At 56.3% G+C, this 16,621-nt stretch carries 14 protein-coding genes and 1 tRNA gene; 4 read left to right on the forward strand and 11 right to left on the reverse strand.

Annotated elements, in window-relative coordinates:
• Positions 1-5: 5 nt before the first annotated feature.
• The 3 genes from ABIE02_RS06750 to ABIE02_RS06760 form a co-directional block, all read right to left on the reverse strand.
• Positions 6-82: transfer RNA gene (locus tag ABIE02_RS06750), tRNA-Pro, on the reverse strand.
• A gap of 73 nt (positions 83-155) precedes the next feature.
• On the reverse strand, positions 156-1,916 hold the full coding sequence (gene yejM, locus ABIE02_RS06755; RefSeq protein ID WP_032612682.1) for an LPS biosynthesis-modulating metalloenzyme YejM: 1,761 nt from the start codon (positions 1,914-1,916) through the stop codon (positions 156-158).
• Positions 1,917-1,935: 19 nt separating this feature from the next.
• Positions 1,936-2,163 carry a YejL family protein gene (locus tag ABIE02_RS06760; RefSeq protein ID WP_032612681.1) on the reverse strand — a complete coding sequence of 76 codons (228 nt, stop codon included), beginning with the start codon at positions 2,161-2,163 and terminating at the stop codon, positions 1,936-1,938.
• A 134-nt stretch (positions 2,164-2,297) separates the two neighbouring features.
• On the opposite strand from ABIE02_RS06760, the gene yejK reads away from it, so the two are divergent.
• The gene (yejK, locus tag ABIE02_RS06765; RefSeq protein ID WP_032612679.1) at positions 2,298-3,305 is read left to right on the forward strand and encodes a nucleoid-associated protein YejK; all 1,008 of its coding nucleotides are present in this window, start codon (positions 2,298-2,300) and stop codon (positions 3,303-3,305) included.
• A gap of 51 nt (positions 3,306-3,356) precedes the next feature.
• On the opposite strand, the gene rplY is transcribed toward yejK, so the two are convergent.
• On the reverse strand, positions 3,357-3,641 hold the full coding sequence (gene rplY / locus ABIE02_RS06770) for a 50S ribosomal protein L25 (RefSeq protein ID WP_032612678.1): 285 nt from the start codon (positions 3,639-3,641) through the stop codon (positions 3,357-3,359).
• 126 nt (positions 3,642-3,767) lie between these two features.
• Entirely contained in the window at positions 3,768-5,528 is a 1,761-nt protein-coding gene (locus tag ABIE02_RS06775; RefSeq protein WP_103792187.1) for a DEAD/DEAH box helicase, read from the reverse strand.
• A 151-nt stretch (positions 5,529-5,679) separates the two neighbouring features.
• On the opposite strand from ABIE02_RS06775, the gene rsuA reads away from it, so the two are divergent.
• The 3 genes from rsuA (at position 5,680) to ABIE02_RS06790 (ending at position 8,276) form a co-directional block, all read left to right on the forward strand.
• Entirely contained in the window at positions 5,680-6,387 is a 708-nt protein-coding gene (rsuA, locus tag ABIE02_RS06780) for a 16S rRNA pseudouridine(516) synthase RsuA (protein WP_059307500.1), read from the forward strand.
• 15 nt (positions 6,388-6,402) lie between these two features.
• Positions 6,403-7,599: a Bcr/CflA family multidrug efflux MFS transporter gene (locus ABIE02_RS06785; protein ID WP_103792186.1), complete on the forward strand. Its 1,197-nt coding sequence runs from the start codon at positions 6,403-6,405 to the stop codon at positions 7,597-7,599.
• A gap of 332 nt (positions 7,600-7,931) precedes the next feature.
• A complete protein-coding gene (locus ABIE02_RS06790; protein ID WP_032612669.1) occupies positions 7,932-8,276 on the forward strand; it encodes a YejG family protein in 345 nt (114 codons plus the stop codon).
• 3 nt (positions 8,277-8,279) lie between these two features.
• Here the strand turns inward: ABIE02_RS06790 and yejF are convergent, their stop codons facing one another.
• The 6 genes from yejF to mepS form a co-directional block, all read right to left on the reverse strand.
• Positions 8,280-9,869, reverse strand: coding sequence for a microcin C ABC transporter ATP-binding protein YejF (gene yejF, locus ABIE02_RS06795; RefSeq protein ID WP_077226281.1), 1,590 nt, complete (start codon positions 9,867-9,869; stop codon positions 8,280-8,282).
• 1 nt (position 9,870) lies between these two features.
• Positions 9,871-10,896, reverse strand: coding sequence for an ABC transporter permease (locus tag ABIE02_RS06800; RefSeq protein ID WP_336994478.1), 1,026 nt, complete (start codon positions 10,894-10,896; stop codon positions 9,871-9,873).
• Positions 10,896-11,990, reverse strand: coding sequence for a microcin C ABC transporter permease YejB (locus ABIE02_RS06805; protein WP_059307503.1), 1,095 nt, complete (start codon positions 11,988-11,990; stop codon positions 10,896-10,898). Before ABIE02_RS06805 ends, ABIE02_RS06800 begins: the two co-directional genes overlap by 1 nt.
• Positions 11,991-11,999: 9 nt before the next feature.
• Positions 12,000-13,805: an extracellular solute-binding protein gene (locus tag ABIE02_RS06810; RefSeq protein WP_336994479.1), complete on the reverse strand. Its 1,806-nt coding sequence runs from the start codon at positions 13,803-13,805 to the stop codon at positions 12,000-12,002.
• A 75-nt stretch (positions 13,806-13,880) separates the two neighbouring features.
• The gene (locus ABIE02_RS06815; RefSeq protein WP_155167079.1) at positions 13,881-15,437 is read right to left on the reverse strand and encodes a cyclic di-GMP phosphodiesterase; all 1,557 of its coding nucleotides are present in this window, start codon (positions 15,435-15,437) and stop codon (positions 13,881-13,883) included.
• Between the two features lie 181 nt (positions 15,438-15,618).
• Entirely contained in the window at positions 15,619-16,188 is a 570-nt protein-coding gene (gene mepS / locus ABIE02_RS06820; RefSeq protein WP_059307505.1) for a bifunctional murein DD-endopeptidase/murein LD-carboxypeptidase, read from the reverse strand.
• Positions 16,189-16,621 lie beyond the last annotated feature (433 nt).

Genomic DNA, 16,621 nt, shown 5'->3' on the forward strand with positions numbered 1-16,621 from the left:
ATTTTTGGTCGGCACGAGAGGATTTGAACCTCCGACCCCCGACACCCCATGACGGTGCGCTACCAGGCTGCGCTACGTGCCGACGCATGAGAATTTATACTACCCATTTCCGCGCTTAATGCAAGGCCAGTCCAGGCTAACTGATTAATTTTAAATCAGTTAGCAATGAACCGTTTTTCATCCGTCAGCACCTGGAGCAGCAGGCTGAGCTGCGGCGTCTGGTCGTTGAGTTTCTCACCCTGCAGGTTGTACGTTTTGTAGCTGCCGTTACTGTTCAGTACCAGCGTCAGGGCTGGCGTCGTGACGGCCAGCGTATTATTGCTGGCAGCGGTCACCCAGTTATGACGACGTGTGGCGCTGAACAGATCCTGACCCTGGGAATACTCATTGGCTGGCGTGCTGACGTGGAGCAGGCGTTGCATCAGGGTGGTCATCACATCTTTATGATCGGTCAGCATGTTAATGCGCTGCGAGGGCGTCCCCGGCCAGTGGATAACCAGCGGAACGTGCAGGCGAGGGCGCGACCAGTCAACATCCGTGCGCTCGTTACCCAGCGGCACACCGTGACCTGCGGTGATCACCACTACCGTGTTCTCCAGCTTGCCGGATTCACGCAGGGCGTTCAGTACCCGGGCGATCTGGGCATCCACATCGCCTGCTGCCTGAGCGTAGCGGCGGGCAAAGGTTTTCTGGTTGCTGTTATCCAGCGTGGTGCCGTTGAGGGCAACCCAGGAGAACCAGCGGTTATCGTCCTGCGCATAGCGGTTCAGCCAGCTGATCCACTGCCCGGCGGTCTGGGCGTCGGACTGACTCTGGGTGGCCGGCAGCGAGAAGTCGGACAACAGTGCCTGACGGTATAGCGGGCTGCTGAAGCCATCTGACGAGAAGAGCCCCAGCTGGTAACCCTGCTGGTTCAGACCGGTAATCAGCGCCGCAGGAATACGCGACGACAGTACGCCGTCCATATAGCTTGGCGAAATGCCGTAGAACAGGCCGAAGATCCCGGTATCGGTGGCGTTACCGGAGCTCATATGCTGGGTAAAGTTGATGTTCTTATCGGCAAACTCCGCCAGCGCTGGCATCTGCTTCTCAAAGCGCGAGTAGTTCAGCCCGTCAACGGTGATCAGCAGGACGTTCTGACCCTGGCCCATGTCACGGTAGCGCAGATCGCTGAGCGGATACTGTACCGATACCGCTTCGGGATCGCCTTGCTCGATCAGGCGGCGCTGATACTCCTGCGCATCAAGCAGGCCGTGTTTCTCAAGGAAGCGGCGGGCCGTCATCGGATAGGAGAGCGGCAGGTTCGCGCGCTGCATGGTGACTGGGCGGTAGAAGTTGGCGTCAGCCCAGATATACATGAAATGCGAGCCGATAAAGGCCACGAAGAAGAGGGCGGCAACCGGTTTGGCGTAGCGACGACGACGCGTCAGGCTGCGCAGCTTTTGCCAGCTCCAGGTGGCAAACAGCATCTCAATCAGCAAAATAATCGGCACGCTGATAAACATCAGCTGCCAGTCGCGTGCCGTTTCGTTCTGGTCGGGGTTAATCACCAGTTCCCAGACGACAGGATTAAGATGCAGGTGAAAACGGGTAAAGACTTCGCTGTCGATCAGTAACAGCGTCATGCCCACCGTGGCGAGAATGGCGGAGATAAACCGCATCAGCCGCTGCGACATGACGACAAACGTCAGCGGGAACAGGATCAGCAGATAAGTGGCGAATACCAGGAAGCTGAAATGGCCAATGACGCTCATCCAGGAGTAGATACGCCCGGCAAGCGTTGTCGGCCAGTCGGCGACAAACAGGTAACGACTGCCAAGCACCATCGCCAACAGAATGTTGAACAGGGCAAACCAGTGCCCCCAGCTAACCATCTGGGAGACTTTTTCACGGTAGCGCTGACGATTCGTCACCATAAACTGTCGTTCGTTTCCCTTAGTGTGCCTGGTCGTCGTTAACCGAGGACTGTAAGGCCTGAGCGAAAGATTTTGCGATTGCCTGGCGCTGGGCCGGCGCAACGCTGGTATTGATAAGGTTAGTCACCATATTTCCCAGAACCATCAGGGAAAGGTCGGTGGGTGCCTTATGTTTTTCCAGTACGTTGAGCAGCTCACTGAGCATTTGTTCAACGTGTTCATCACTATAGCGGGAGAGTTGTGGCATAAATCGAAATCTGTTTGTGAAGGAAAGGGCAACATATTACCGTAGCAACAGCTTTTTTTCCCCTTTTTTATCTTCGGTTGCATACATGTCTGGCGGGTGGTTGAATACGGCCCGGTCTAAAAGGAGAGTTTATCATGAGTCTGGATATCAACCAGATTGCCCTGCACCAGCTTATCAAGCGTGATGAGCAAACCCTTGAGCTGGTGCTGCGCGATTCGTTACTGGAGCCTACGCCTACCGCTGTTGACATGATCGCGGAGCTGCACCGGGTTTACAGCGCTAAAAACAAAGCCTATGGCCTGTTCAGTGAAGAGAGTGAACTGGCGCAGGCGCTGCGCCTGCAACGTCAGGGCGACGAGGATTTCCTCGCCTTCAGCCGGGCCGCCACCGGCCGCCTGCGCGATGAGCTGGCAAAGTACCCATTTGCCGATGGCGGGATCGTCCTGTTCTGCCATTATCGTTACCTGGCGGTGGAGTATCTGCTGGTGGCGGTGCTGAACAACTTAAGCAGCATGCGCGTTAATGAGCAGCTGGATATCAGCTCCACCCACTATCTGGACATCAACCACGCGGATATCGTGGCGCGTATCGATTTGACGGAATGGGAAACCAATCCGGAATCGACCCGCTATCTGACCTTCCTGAAAGGGCGGGTAGGGCGCAAGGTGGCCGACTTCTTTATGGATTTCCTCGGTGCCAGCGAAGGGTTGAACGCCAAGGCGCAGAACAAAGGCCTGCTGCAGGCGGTAGATGATTTCACCGCAGAAGCCGAGCTGGATAAAGCGGAACGCCAGAACGTGCGTCAGCAGGTGTACGCCTACTGCAACGAGCAGCTGCAGGCGGGAGAAGAGATCGCTCTGGAGTCGCTGTCAAAAGAGTTAGCGGGCGTCAGCGAAGTGAGTTTCCAGGAATTTACGGCTGAGAAAGGCTATGAGCTGGAAGAGAGCTTCCCGGCGGATCGCAGCACGCTGCGTCAGCTCACCAAATTTGCCGGTAGCGGCGGTGGGTTAACCATTAACTTTGATGCCATGCTGCTCGGCGAGCGCATTTTCTGGGATCCGGCGACCGACACGCTGACCATTAAAGGCACCCCGCCAAACCTGCGCGACCAGCTGCAGCGTCGCACCTCCGGCGGTAAATAACGGCCATAAAAAAACCCCGCAATGCGGGGTTTTTTCTCAACCTGTAAGCGATTACGCGCGAACGAAGTCGATGTGAGCCAGTTTTGGCTTGAACGGGTGACGCTGAACAGCCTGAACCTTCACTTTTTCTTCTTTACCGTCAACAACCAGGGTCAGAACTTCGCCATAGAAACCAGGCTTGTCCTGCAGGTTCCACACTTTGTCGTGGTCCAGTTCGATTGCGATTGGCGCAGCTTCGCCGCCATAGATGATGGCAGGGAATTTGTTTGCTACACGCAGGCGGCGGCTCGCACCCTTGCCCTGCTCTTTACGTACTTCTACATTGATAGTTAACATTGATTTCTCTCTGTACATATTATTCCTGCTACAGGCGACCCAGCAGCAGGTAAGTGTTCTGCCTCACGGATGTGAAGCGGGCGGCATTTTATACTCAAATGGCCTGCACATCAATGAAAAGTCCCTTTATCCACGCAATTCGTTAGCCCGCCGATAGCGGCCTTCATAATCAAAAACCTTTTCGCGCACCTGCCAGAACTGGCCTTTTTTCCGCGCTACCACGAAGTCAGGGTGGCGCAGCAACGGCTGCTGATGAACGATATCGGCCGCGGTGATCCAGCGCAGCGGCACGCCGGGCGTGCGGGTATGCGGACGGATAAACAGCTGCTCAAAGGCGGTACGCTGGGCGGGCGTCTGCAGACGGAAGCGCTCACTGACATCGGTGCCATCTTCGTCGTAATAGGTAATTTTCAGCCATTCGCCTTTCTCGTCCGCGCCATGAGCCAGCACCATCCCGCTGCAGCGCAGCACCAGCGCGTCTTTCAGCTTGAGGGCCGCTTTCAGCATATCGTCGGGATCGACCAACACCGCATCGCAGGCGCGACAGCGACGGGCGGCAATGTCGTTTTCAGCATTGCACTGCGGGCAGTTTTTGAAGCGGAAACGGTAGTCACACTGTTCCCGATGGCCGTCGTCATCTTCAAACCAGCCCTGACAACGTCGGCCAAAGTGCTCAATCAGCGTGCCGTCGGCGGTCGTTTTGCCCCAGAAGGTGTTGGCAAATCCGCAGCCGGGACAAAACACCTGCACGGGGACGTTGTCACTTTTTCCTTTTGGCGCACCCACTTCCGGGGCGTACAGGTCGTGTGGGTTGCCAGCGTAATCCAGAATCAGGCAATCGGTTTTATCGGGGGCTAAACGCAGGCCGCGGCCGACAATCTGTTGGTAAAGGCTGACGGATTCGGTGGGGCGCAGAATAGCAATCAGATCGACGTGTGGGGCATCAAACCCGGTCGTGAGCACTGACACGTTGACCAGATAGCGGAACTGCTGTGCCTTAAACGCCTCAATCAGCTGGTCGCGTTCGTTGCCCGGCGTCTCGCCGGTGATAAGCCGCGCCTCGCTGGCGGGCAGCAGGCCGGTGATTTCCCGGGCGTGTTCCACGGTGGCGGCAAAGATCATCACCCCTTTGCGATCGGCGGCAAACTCCACAATCTGGCTGATGATGTGGGGGGTAATACGATCCTGCTTTTTCAGCTCGCGGTTAAGATCCGCTTCGCTGAACAGGCCGTTACTCTGCACCTGCAACCGGCTGAAATCGTACTGCACCACCGGCATATCCAGCCGCTCTGGCGGCGTCAGGTAACCGTGTTTAATCATGTAGCGCAGCGGCAGCTCGTAAATACAGTCGCGGAACAACGCCTTTTCATCGCCACGTACCATGCCGTGATAATGAAAGCGGTAGATCCAGCCTTTTCCGAGGCGGAACGGGGTGGCGGTCAGCCCCAGCAGACGAATGTGCGGGTTCACGCTCTTCAGATGGGTCAGGATCTGCTGATACTGGCTGTCGTTGTCATCGCTGATACGATGGCACTCATCCACGATCAGCAGCGAGAACTCGCTCTGAAACTTGTCCAGATTGCGCGCTACCGACTGCACGCTGCCAAACACCACTTTGCCGTGGCTCTCTTTACGCTGTAATCCGGCGGCAAAAATATCAGCCTCCAGGCCCAGCGCCAGATACTTGGCGTGGTTTTGCGCCACCAGTTCTTTGACGTGCGCCAGCACCAGCACGCGACCGCGCGCCAGGCGCGCCAGCTCGGCGATCACCAGGCTTTTGCCCGCCCCCGTGGGCAGGACGATGGCGGCCGGTTCTTTATGCTGACGAAAGTGGGCGAGGGTGGCGTCCACGGCTTCCTGTTGATAGGGGCGAAGTGTAAAGGTCATGGTTACTCAGCTTTGTTATCCCGCATATAGTATGCCACGAAACTTTTTCCCTTGAGTGGCGCGGATAGCCCGTTATACTGGGCTGTTGTTAACTGCTTCTTTTCCGGGCGCCCCGTCCGGCTCCTGGCACCTTTAAGGCTAAAATTATTTCATGCGACTTGATAAGTTTATCGCTCAGCAACTCGGCGTAAGCCGCGCTATTGCTGCGCGTCTGATTCGCGGCAGCCACGTTACTGTGGATGACGATATTGTGCGAGACAGCGCGTTCAAACTCCAGCCCGAGCATCAGGTGGAATATGACGGCAATTCGCTGACCCAGCAGAACGGCCCGCGTTACTTCATGCTCAATAAGCCGCAAGGCTATGTCTGCTCGACTGACGATCCCGATCACCCGACCGTGCTCTATTTCCTCGACGAGCCAGTGGCGCACAAACTGCACGCCGCCGGGCGTCTGGATATCGACACTACTGGCCTGGTGCTGATGACCGATGACGGTCAGTGGTCGCATCGTATTACTTCCCCGCGCCACCATTGTGAGAAGACCTACCTGGTGACGCTGGAATCCCCGGTGAGCGACAGCACGGCAGAACAATTTGCCCACGGCGTTCAGCTGCACAATGAAAAAGATCTGACTAAGCCCGCCGTGCTGGAAGTGATCACCCCTACCGAAGTGCGTCTGACCATCAGCGAAGGGCGCTACCATCAGGTAAAACGCATGTTTGCTGCCGTGGGTAACCACGTTGTGGGTCTGCATCGCGAACGGATTGGGGCGATCGCCCTTGACCCGGATCTTGAGCCAGGCGAATACCGCCCGTTGACGGAAGAAGAAATTGCCAGCGTTGGCCTCTCTTCACGCTAATTTCAGGAGCTAATTGTGACCACCAGGCCACACTCGTCGTTCAGCATTGTCTTTATCCTTGGTCTGCTGGCTATGCTGATGCCGCTGTCCATCGACATGTATCTGCCTGCGCTGCCGGTGATCGCTGAGCAATTTGGCGTGCCGGCGGGTAGCGCGCAAATGACCCTCAGCACCTATATTCTCGGCTTTGCCCTCGGCCAGCTGCTGTACGGCCCTATGGCCGACAGCCTGGGCCGCAAACCGGTGGTGCTGGGCGGGACGCTGGTGTTTGCTGGTGCGGCGGCAGCTTGTGCGATGGCGCAGTCCATCGATCACCTGATTGTGATGCGTTTCTTCCACGGCCTGGCGGCAGCGGCCGCAAGCGTGGTCATCAATGCCCTGATGCGCGATATCTACCCCAAAGAAGAGTTCTCCCGCATGATGTCCTTCGTCATGCTGGTCACCACCGTGGCGCCGCTGGTGGCACCGATGGTCGGGGGGGCTGTGCTGGTGTGGTTCAGCTGGCACGCGATTTTCTGGCTTCTGGCGCTGGCGGCCCTGCTGGCCTCGGCGATGATCTTCTTCTTTATAAAGGAAACCCTGCCTGCGGAGCATCGGCAGAAGTTTCATATCCGTACCACCCTTGGCAACTTTGCCTCACTGTTTCGCCATAAGCGCGTGCTGAGCTATATGCTGGCCAGCGGCTTCAGCTTTGCCGGGATGTTCTCATTCCTCAGCGCCGGGCCGTTTGTCTACATCGAACTCAACCACGTCTCCCCGCAGCATTTCGGCTACTACTTCGCGCTGAACGTGGTCTTCATCTTTGTGCTGACTATGATCAACAGCCGCTTCGTCCGTCGGGTGGGGGCGCTGAACATGTTCCGCATTGGTCTGTGGATCCAGTTCGTCATGGCGGTGTGGATGGTGGTGACGGCCTTCTTTGATGTGGGCTTCTGGACGCTGGTGATAGGGATTGCGGCCTTTGTGGGCTGTATTTCGATAGTGTCGTCCAACGCGATGGCGGTGATCCTTGATGAGTTCCCGCATATGGCCGGGACGGCCTCTTCACTGGCAGGCACCTTCCGCTTCGGGATTGGCGCCATTGTCGGGGCGCTGCTCTCCCTGGCGACCTTTACCACCGCCTGGCCGATGCTCTGGTCAATTGCCTTGTGCGCGACCTGCTCGATCCTTTTCTGCCTCTACGCCAGCCGGCCACGAAAAGCAGTAAAATAGTGCAGCGATAAGGGTCCCGACGGGGCCCTTTTTTGATGTTGGTCAAGCAAAGCACGTTTCACCGCTCCCCTGTTTGTTTCTTTTATGTAAAATCTATTTGTGTAAATAGTCACAGCCTTGTAGTTAAAAAGGTTGTGTTAGATCACAGAAACGGGTACATATAGCGCCGCTATCAACCTGAAACACTGTCAAAAAGCCCTGATAAATTAGACGCCAACCCCCGTGGAAACAGGTGTAAGCGTTTTCTTATTAAAAACAGAGCAGGTAAGTGTTGATGTGTTACTATAAATGTAAATAGATTGTGAAGTATATTTTGCTTCCGGGGAACAAACGTGAATACATTACAGCTCTCCATTGTGCATCGCTTGCCGCAGAGCTATCGCTGGTCGGCGGGTTTTGCAGGTTCCAAAGTTGAACCGATTCCGCAAAGCGGAGCAAACAGTGATAACTGTCTGGTGGCGCTTAAGCTGCTAAGCCCGGAAGAGGGCAACGCATGGCCGGTAATGGAAAAGCTGAGCCAGGCGCTGACGGACATTGAGCTTTACAGCTCGGTACTGGAGTGCGAAGGCGAGCCGTGCCTGTTCGTGAAAAGCCAGGACGAGTTCGCGGCGACCTGCCGCCTGAAAAACTTCGGGGTGGCGATTGCCGAATCCGTAGCAGGTCAGGATCCTGTCTGAGCGTCAGCGTAACGCTAATAGCTGACGCGTATACTCCTGCGTCGGCGCGGCAAACACGCGCTGACACTCCCCTTGCTCGACCACCTCTCCCTGACGTAACACAATCACCTGGTGACACAGCGCGCGTACCACCTGCAGGTCGTGGCTGATAAAGATATAGGCCAGCCGGTGTTTCTCCTGCAGATCTTTCAGCAGCGCCAGGATCTGCGCCTGTACGGTTTTATCCAGCGATGAGGTGGGTTCATCCAGAATAATCAGCTCCGGACGCAGGATCAGCGCGCGCGCAATGGCGATCCTCTGACGCTGGCCGCCGGAAAAGGCGGCAGGATAACGATGCCGGGTCTGCGGATCCAGCCCCACTTCGCCCATCACCCGAATGACCTCCTCCTCCCGCGCCTGCACGCTGAGCGTGGGCTGATGCACCCGCAGCCCTTCTTCGATAATTTGCTGCACGTTAAGACGTGGATTCAGGGAGGAGTTTGGATCCTGAAACACCACCTGCATCCGGTGGCGGACGGGCAACATCTGACGGCGATCCCAGCGATGCAGCGGCTGACCATCAAACACAATCTCCCCTCTGGAGGCGATCAGGCGCAGCAGCGCCAGCCCGGTAGTGCTTTTACCGGAGCCGGATTCGCCTACCAGCCCCAGGGTTTCACCGGGGCGCAGGTTAAAGCTGACGTTTTTTAGCACCTGCTTGTTATCCACCACCCGACGCAGGAGGCCTTTGCGCACCGGAAAAGCCACCGAGAGATCTTTCACGCTCAGCAGCGGTTGTGACGCGTCCGGCAGCGGGACGGGATCGCCAGCTGGCTCGCTGTTGAGCAGCCGCTGGGTGTAAGGGTGCTCAGGCGCGGCAAGCAGCGTCGCGGCCCGGTTCTGCTCCACGCAGCAGCCGTTTTGCATCACCGCGACCCGGTCGGCCAGCTTTCTCACGATGCTGAGGTTGTGGGTGATAAACAGCAGGCTCATGTTCAGCTCGTCACGCAGCTCGCGTAACAGCTGAAGGATCTGCGCCTGTACCGTGACGTCCAGCGCGGTGGTCGGTTCATCGGCAATCAGCAGCTCCGGGCGGGTCAGCAGTGCCATGGCGATCATTACCCGCTGGCGTTCACCGCCGGAAAGTTGATGAGGAAAATCGGCCAGCCGTTTTGCGGCATTGCGGATCCCGGTGCGTTCGAGACAGTCGAGCATCTCTCCGCGTGCCGCCTCTTTGCGCATGCCGCGGTGCAGGGAGAGTACTTCATAGAGCTGTTTTTCGAGGGTGTGCAGCGGGTTCAGCGACACCATCGGCTCCTGGAAAATCATGGCGATCTTGTTGCCCCGCACCCCGCGCAGGGTGCGCTCGTCGGCATGCAGCAGCGACTGCCCATGAAACAGGATATCGCCCTGCGGATAGACTACCGGCGGGGCTGGGAGCAGGCGCAGGACGGAGAGCGCGGTAACGCTCTTCCCGGAGCCAGATTCCCCCACCAGCGCCAGCGTTTCCCCCGCATCTATGTGCAGGGAGACATCATTGACCACGGTACGCAGCTCGCCCTGCTGGCGAAACGCGATGGAGAGGGCGTCAATGTGAAGGAGAGGCTGGGTCATCTTAAACCGCCTTATTCGGGTCAAAGGCATCGCGCACCGCTTCGCCAATAAAAATCAGCAACGAGAGCAGCACGGCAACGGAGAGAAAGGCGGCGATGCCGAGCCACGGCGCCTGCAAATTGTTTTTCCCCTGTAACAGCAGCTCGCCCAGCGACGGCGAACCCAGCGGCAGGCCGAAGCCGAGAAAATCGAGCGAGGTAAGGGTCGTGATGGAGCTGCACAGGATAAACGGCAGGAAGGTCAGGGTCGCCACCATGGCGTTCGGCAGCATATGACGGAAAATGATCCCGCGATCGCTGACCCCCAGCGCCTGGGCGGCGCGAATGTAGTCAAAGTTACGGGTGCGCAGGAACTCCGCGCGCACAACCCCCACCAGCGCCATCCAGCCAAAGAGCACCGTGATGGCCAGCAGCCACCAGAAGTTAGGCTGAACCACGCTTGAAAGCAGAATGATCAGGAACAGCGTCGGCATCCCGGACCAGACCTCGATAAACCGCTGGCCCCAGAGGTCGATTTTACCGCCGTAATAGCCCTGGATCGCCCCGGCCAGCACGCCCATCACGCTGGAAAACAGGGTCAGCATCAGGCCAAACAGAATGGAGATCCGCGTGCCGTAGAGAATGCGCGCCAGCACATCCCCGCCGTTGGCATCGGTGCCTAGCCAGTTTTGTGCCGAAGGCGAGGACGGGAAGGGCGTGGTGGTGGCAAAGTTAATGCTGGTGGCACCAAAGCGGACCGGGGCCCACAGCACCCAGCCGTGCTCGTTGAGCTGCGCCTGTAACCAGGGATCCTGATAATCCGCTGCGGTGGCAAAGGGGCCGCCAAAGTCGCTTTCGCTGTACTCTTTGATCACCGGGACGTACCAGCGATCGTTAAAGTGCACCAGCAGGGGTTTATCGTTAGCAACCAGTTCCGAGCACAGGCTCAGGGCGAAAAACAGGGCGAAAATCCACAGCGACCAGTAGCCGCGGCGATTGTGACGAAACCTGGCCCAGCGGGCCTGATTGATGGGGCTTAAGCGCGGCATCAGCGACCCTCAAAATCAATACGCGGATCGACCAGCGTATAGCAGATATCGCTGAGGATATTCAGCAGCAGGCCAATCAGGGTGAAAATATAGAGCGTGCCAAACATCACCGGGTAATCCCGCGAGACGGTGGCCTCGTAACCGAGCAACCCCAGCCCGTTAAGGGAGAACATCACCTCAATTAACAGGGAGCCGGTAAAGAACATGCTGATAAAGGTGGCGGGAAAACCGGCGATCACCAGCAGCATGGCGTTGCGAAAAATGTGTTTCCACAGAATGCCCCGCTCGCTGACCCCTTTGGCGCGGGCGGTGACCACGTACTGCTTGCGGATCTCATCGAGGAAGGCGTTTTTGGTCAACATGGTCAGAGCCGCAAACCCGCCGATCACCGTCGCCAGCACCGGCAGGGTAATGTGCCACAGGTAGTCGGTAATTTTCTCGTACCACGGCAGGCTGCTGAAATCGGTCGAGACCAGCCCGCGTAGCGGGAAGAGGTCGAAGTAACTCCCCCCGGCAAAAAAGACAATCAGCAGAACGGCAAACAGAAACGCCGGTATCGCATAGCCAATAATAATGAAGGTACTGCTCCAGATATCGAACCGGCTGCCGTTATCCATCGCTTTACGGATGCCGAGCGGGATCGAGACCAGATAGATAATCAGGGTGCCCCACAGGCCCAGGGTGATGGAAACCGGCAGGCTCTCTTTAATCAGATGCAGCACCGAGGCGCTACGGAACAGGCTGTCGCCAAAATCAAAGCGCAGATAGTCCCCGAGCATTTTGAAGTAGCGTTCATGGATCGGTTTATCAAAGCCGTACCGCTGGGTGATCTCGGCGATCACTTCGGGATCCAGACCCCGTCCACCGCGATAGTGGCTTTCGTTGATATTGCCCACCCCGGTGCGGGCGTGGCTGGCGCGCATGCCTTCATCGCCCCCGCCGGGCATCGCCCCGCTGTTACCGAATTCGATGGCGGCAATCGCTTGATCCACCGGGCCGCCCGGGGCAATCTGCACGATAAAAAAGTTGATGGTGATAATCGCCCACAGGGTGGGGATCACCAGCAGTAAACGACGAAGTAAATAAGCGCCCATTGCGTATCCTTAACGCCGCTCGGCGGGTAATTTCGCCGCTTTGTTAACGTCATACCACCAGTTTTCGAACCCGAGGGAGTAGACCGGGCGCTGGGCCGGAAGACCAAATTTATCCCAGCGGGCCACCCGATCCTGGCCCATAAACCACATTGGCAGCATGTAATAGTTCCAGGTCAGGACCCGATCCAGCGCGCGCCCGAGGGGCAGCAGCTTCTGTTTATCGCCCTGCGCGGCAACGATTTGCGCAATCAGAGCGTCGATGGCCGGGTTTTTTACTCCCGGTGAATTATAGGTTGAGTCAATGTACTGGGAGGCCCAGGAGATCTGCAGGTCCGAGCTCGGCCACGGCATGGCCCGCCACAGGCGCGGCATCATATCGTAATCGCGGTTGCGCATCCGGTTGGTGATTTGTGAGTTATCCACCTGGCGAATGTTCATGGTAATGCCCAGCCGTTCAAGGTTGTGCTGGAACGGCAGTACCCACTGGTTATTCCCCCCGGAGGGCAACAGCAGTTCAAAACTGAGCGGTTTGCCGGTTTGCGTGTTAACCCGCTGCTTATTTTTGATTGTCCACCCGGCCTCGTCCAGCAGCTGGCTGGCTTTCAGCAGGTTGTTACGATCGTAGCCATCGCCTTTAGAGACCGGCGGCTGAAAGACGGTAGTAAACACCTCGGCGGGGAGGGCGCTCTTCAGCGGGGCGAGGAGCGTCAGCTCCGCGGCATCCGGGTAGCCCTTAGCCGCGTATTCCGTATTCTGGAAATAGCTGTTAACCCGACTGTAGGCGCCGTAGAACAGCGCCTTGTTCATCCACTCAAAATCAAAGGCGAGGGTAATGGCCTGACGGACCCGGCGATCGCTGAATACCGGGCGCTGAATATTAAAGGCCAGCCAGCGCGTATCCTGAGCGGAATCATTTTTGAGCGCCTCTTTCACGATAAAGCCGCGGTCAAAGTTTTTCCCGATGTAGCGCGTGGCCCAGTTTTTGGCGCTGCTCTCTACCCGCATATCGAACGCGCCCGCTTTGAACGCCTCGAAGGCCACGTTGTCGTCCAGATAGTAGTCGTAGCGCAGGGTATCGAAATTCCAGCGGCCCCGGTTCACCGGCAGGTCGGCTGCCCAGTAATCCTTCACCCGGGAGTAGATAAGATACTGCCCCATACGCCAGCTCGTGATGCGGTATGGCCCGCCCGCCAGCGGTGGGGTGGAGAGGGGATCGCTGAGCTTATGATCTTTCCAGAACTTTTCAGGCATGACCGGCAGGGTGAGCAGGCTCAGCATGTCCTCTTTGTTAGGGTTGGCGAGCGTGATGCGCACCGTCAGCGGGGCGATGGCCGTCACCGTAGCCCCTTTATAGACCAGCCGGAACTGCGGCACCCCTTCGGTCATAAACTTATGGAAGGTAAAAGCCACGTCGCTGGCCTTCACCGGTGTGCCGTCATGAAAGCGCGCCAGTGGATTGAGGGTCAACTCCATCCAGGCAAAATCATCGGCGTAGCGGGCCTGCTCGGCCACCAGCGGATAATAGCTGCCTGGCTCATCATCAGACGTCGTAAAAAGGGTGTCGTAGAGGGCGTCGGTACGCTCGGCCGCCACGCCGCGCAGGGCATAGCGGTTGAAGTTATCGAAGGTGCCGTTGGCGGCAAGGGTAAGATTGCCCCCTTTTGGCGCGGCAGGGTTAACGTAATCGTAGTGATCGAAATTGATGGCATATTTCGGCTCGCCAATCACCGCGAACGCGTAGCTTTCTTTAATGGTTTGCGCCTGGCTGAGTCCACTCATCATCGCCATCAGCAGTACTATTATGCGCACAATCATTCCGCGACATTTTCCTCTTGCAGTCTGGCCGGGCAGGATACCTGAATAATAAGTGACGTAGCGGTGGTTGGGAAATTATTCGCTGTCGGGGTGAACGTCAGGCTGCCAGACCAGCAGCTGCTCCAGGCGCATCGGGCGGCTGATCCAGTAGCCTTGCAGCATATTGACGCCGTGATCGCGCAGCCACTTCGCCTGCTCGGGCGTCTCGACACCTTCGGCAATGGTCACCATATTCAGCCGCCGGGCGAGCGTCAGCACGGTATCCAGCACCGGGGAAGTCACGGTCTCCAGGCCGATGGCGTTGACAAAGCCGCGGTCGATTTTCAGATAGTCCATGGTGAAACGCTCAAGGTAGATGAGGGCGCTGTGCCCGGTACCAAAATCATCCACCGCGATTTCAAATCCTTCCAGATGCAGCCATTCAAAGAGCTTTGTGGCTTCCCGCTGATTCAGCATATCGCGCTCGGTAATTTCGAGCACAATCTGGAAATGATCCGGCGGCAGCGAGGCGGCGAATTTACGCATATCTTCCTTGAAGCTGTCGGCGTGCAGGTGGCCCGGGGAGAGATTAATGCCCAGCTTGGAACCTGGCGGAAGGCGTTTTTTCAGCGCCGGGGCGTCGCGCAGGATCAGGTCGAAGAGATGCAGCGTGAGCGGCACAATCAACTTCTGTGCTTCTGCAAAGCCAATAAAGGCATCCGGCGGGATCTCCCCGGCACCGGGATGGTGCCAGCGCATCAATACCTCCACGCCGCCCATCTGCAGATTGTTCGCGTCCACGACCGGCTGATAGACCACGTGAAACTGGTTCTGCTTAATCGCGGTGAGGATCTCTTTTCGCGGATTGGCGTGGTTCATCAGCCCATAGAAACAGAGCACCCCGATGCTGGAGCCGCACATCAGACCAAACAGCAGGGCAAAATAGAGATCGGCCATCGTCCAGGTATCGGCATACAGATTAATGGTCAGCGGCAGTCCTTCAATCCGGCTGGAGCGCACGGGGTGTTTATCCAGATCCGAAATGTGAATCAGCCGGTTTGAATAAGTCGAAAAAGAGGTATCGCCGATAATAAGGGCAATACCGGCAAATTCATCCTGGCGGGCGGTATATAACAGGTAGGGAGTCAGGTTGAGATTAATAGAAGTAAATACGCCGCCACTGTCCAGCAGCGGGTTTCGGTGCCACAACACAATGGCCGGTTTTTTCGGCATCATCGGCGTACCGGGCAGCAGAGCCATATCAACATCTTTATTCACGTCGATATTCGGCACCAGTTCGCTGAGGGGGACATTCAACGGCCCGGTTGCTGACGAGCAGAAGGCAATTTTATCTTTTACCAGCAGGAAGGCACGGACGTTAAGGCTGAATGCGGCGCGGGAGGTCAATTCGGCGCTGACCTCGTGGCACTGGCTTAAGGTCAGCGGCTGCAACCCATCGATGGAGATGCGCAGCTCTTTAAAATAATCTGCCATGTAGTCATGGAGGTCGGTAATCAGGTTATCGTATTTCACATCCCGTTTGTGATAACTGAAAAAAAACTGCATACCGCCGCAGAGCAGGGCGACAATAAGTCCGGCAAGCACGCTGAGCATCAGCACTTTTCGTCGGGTTGATAAATGGCGGGTAAACATAAATGTAATCGGATCCTGATATGCCGCCCGCGTTATCATGACGGCTAAACTCACGCTACTACCAGACTATAGCCTGGAACGACCAGCCCTGAATGTGTTGTTGAGTTATAAAAAAAAAGCACTGCCGTAGCAGTGCTTTTTTAGCATGCTGTCAGTCAAGGGAAACGGACAGCACTGGCGGTTAACTGCGAGTTAATACACGGCGCGCTTCATTGTAGCGCTTCTTCCAGTAGGGCTCGTTCATACTGGAGATCGTCACACCACTGCTGGTGGACGCGTGGACAAACTGGTCGTTACCAATATAGATGCCGACATGACGGCCGGTTGAACCCGCCCGGAACAGCACTAAATCGCCGGTGCGCAAGCTACTACGCGAGATCGATTTGCCCATTTCCTGTTGTTCATAAGTTGAACGCGGAAGTTCTAAACCAAACTGTTCGCGGAAAGTACGTTGTACGAAGCCGGAACAATCAATCCCTTTACGTGTATCGCCGCCAAGGCGATAGCGCACGCCTTTCCAGCTAGCATACTGGTCCATTAATCGGGATTTGATATCCAGATTGCTGACCATTTTTTCAAATTCATCCTGAGAGGCTTGCAGTGAAGAGGTGTCTTCTGACCCCACAACACGCGTCTCAGGATGCATATTCTTTGCGGTATTCGATGCGCTACAAGCTGAAAGCAGAACCGCTACTGCAATCGCCGGGATCACCCGTGAGAAGTATCTCAAGATCGGTTGAGATTTGACCATGTTGTTTATTATCCCTTGAAGTCCTTAACGACAAATATCGTTATAAAAAATGCCAAGCGAGACGAGACTAAATACCTGCGCACTATCAGACAATTCTTTATGGTCAAATCTGTGGCGAATCGCACAAATTTATTTACAACGATAATAATTGTAGCGCTGAGGTAAAACGAGTTTGAGAGTACCCGATCGACACGGTCATTGCGAGCAAAAATTGCCAAATTTTTATAAGAAAATGTGATACCAAAAGTTTGCTGCCGGGAGAGCAAAATTGCGGGTTAATTTAGGTTAAGGAATAACCAAACTGTTAATTTCTAACGTGATTATTATGACAGGAAAATGACAGGCTGGGGCAGTGCAAGCAAATAATACATGAGGGATCTGCATTGATCCCTCATTGATACTGTTAATTTCGGTTAGTAACTTGTTTTAAAAA

This window comes from Leclercia sp. 1548 (assembly GCF_050435045.1).
GTDB classification, from domain to species: Bacteria; Pseudomonadota; Gammaproteobacteria; order Enterobacterales; family Enterobacteriaceae; genus Enterobacter; species Enterobacter adecarboxylatus.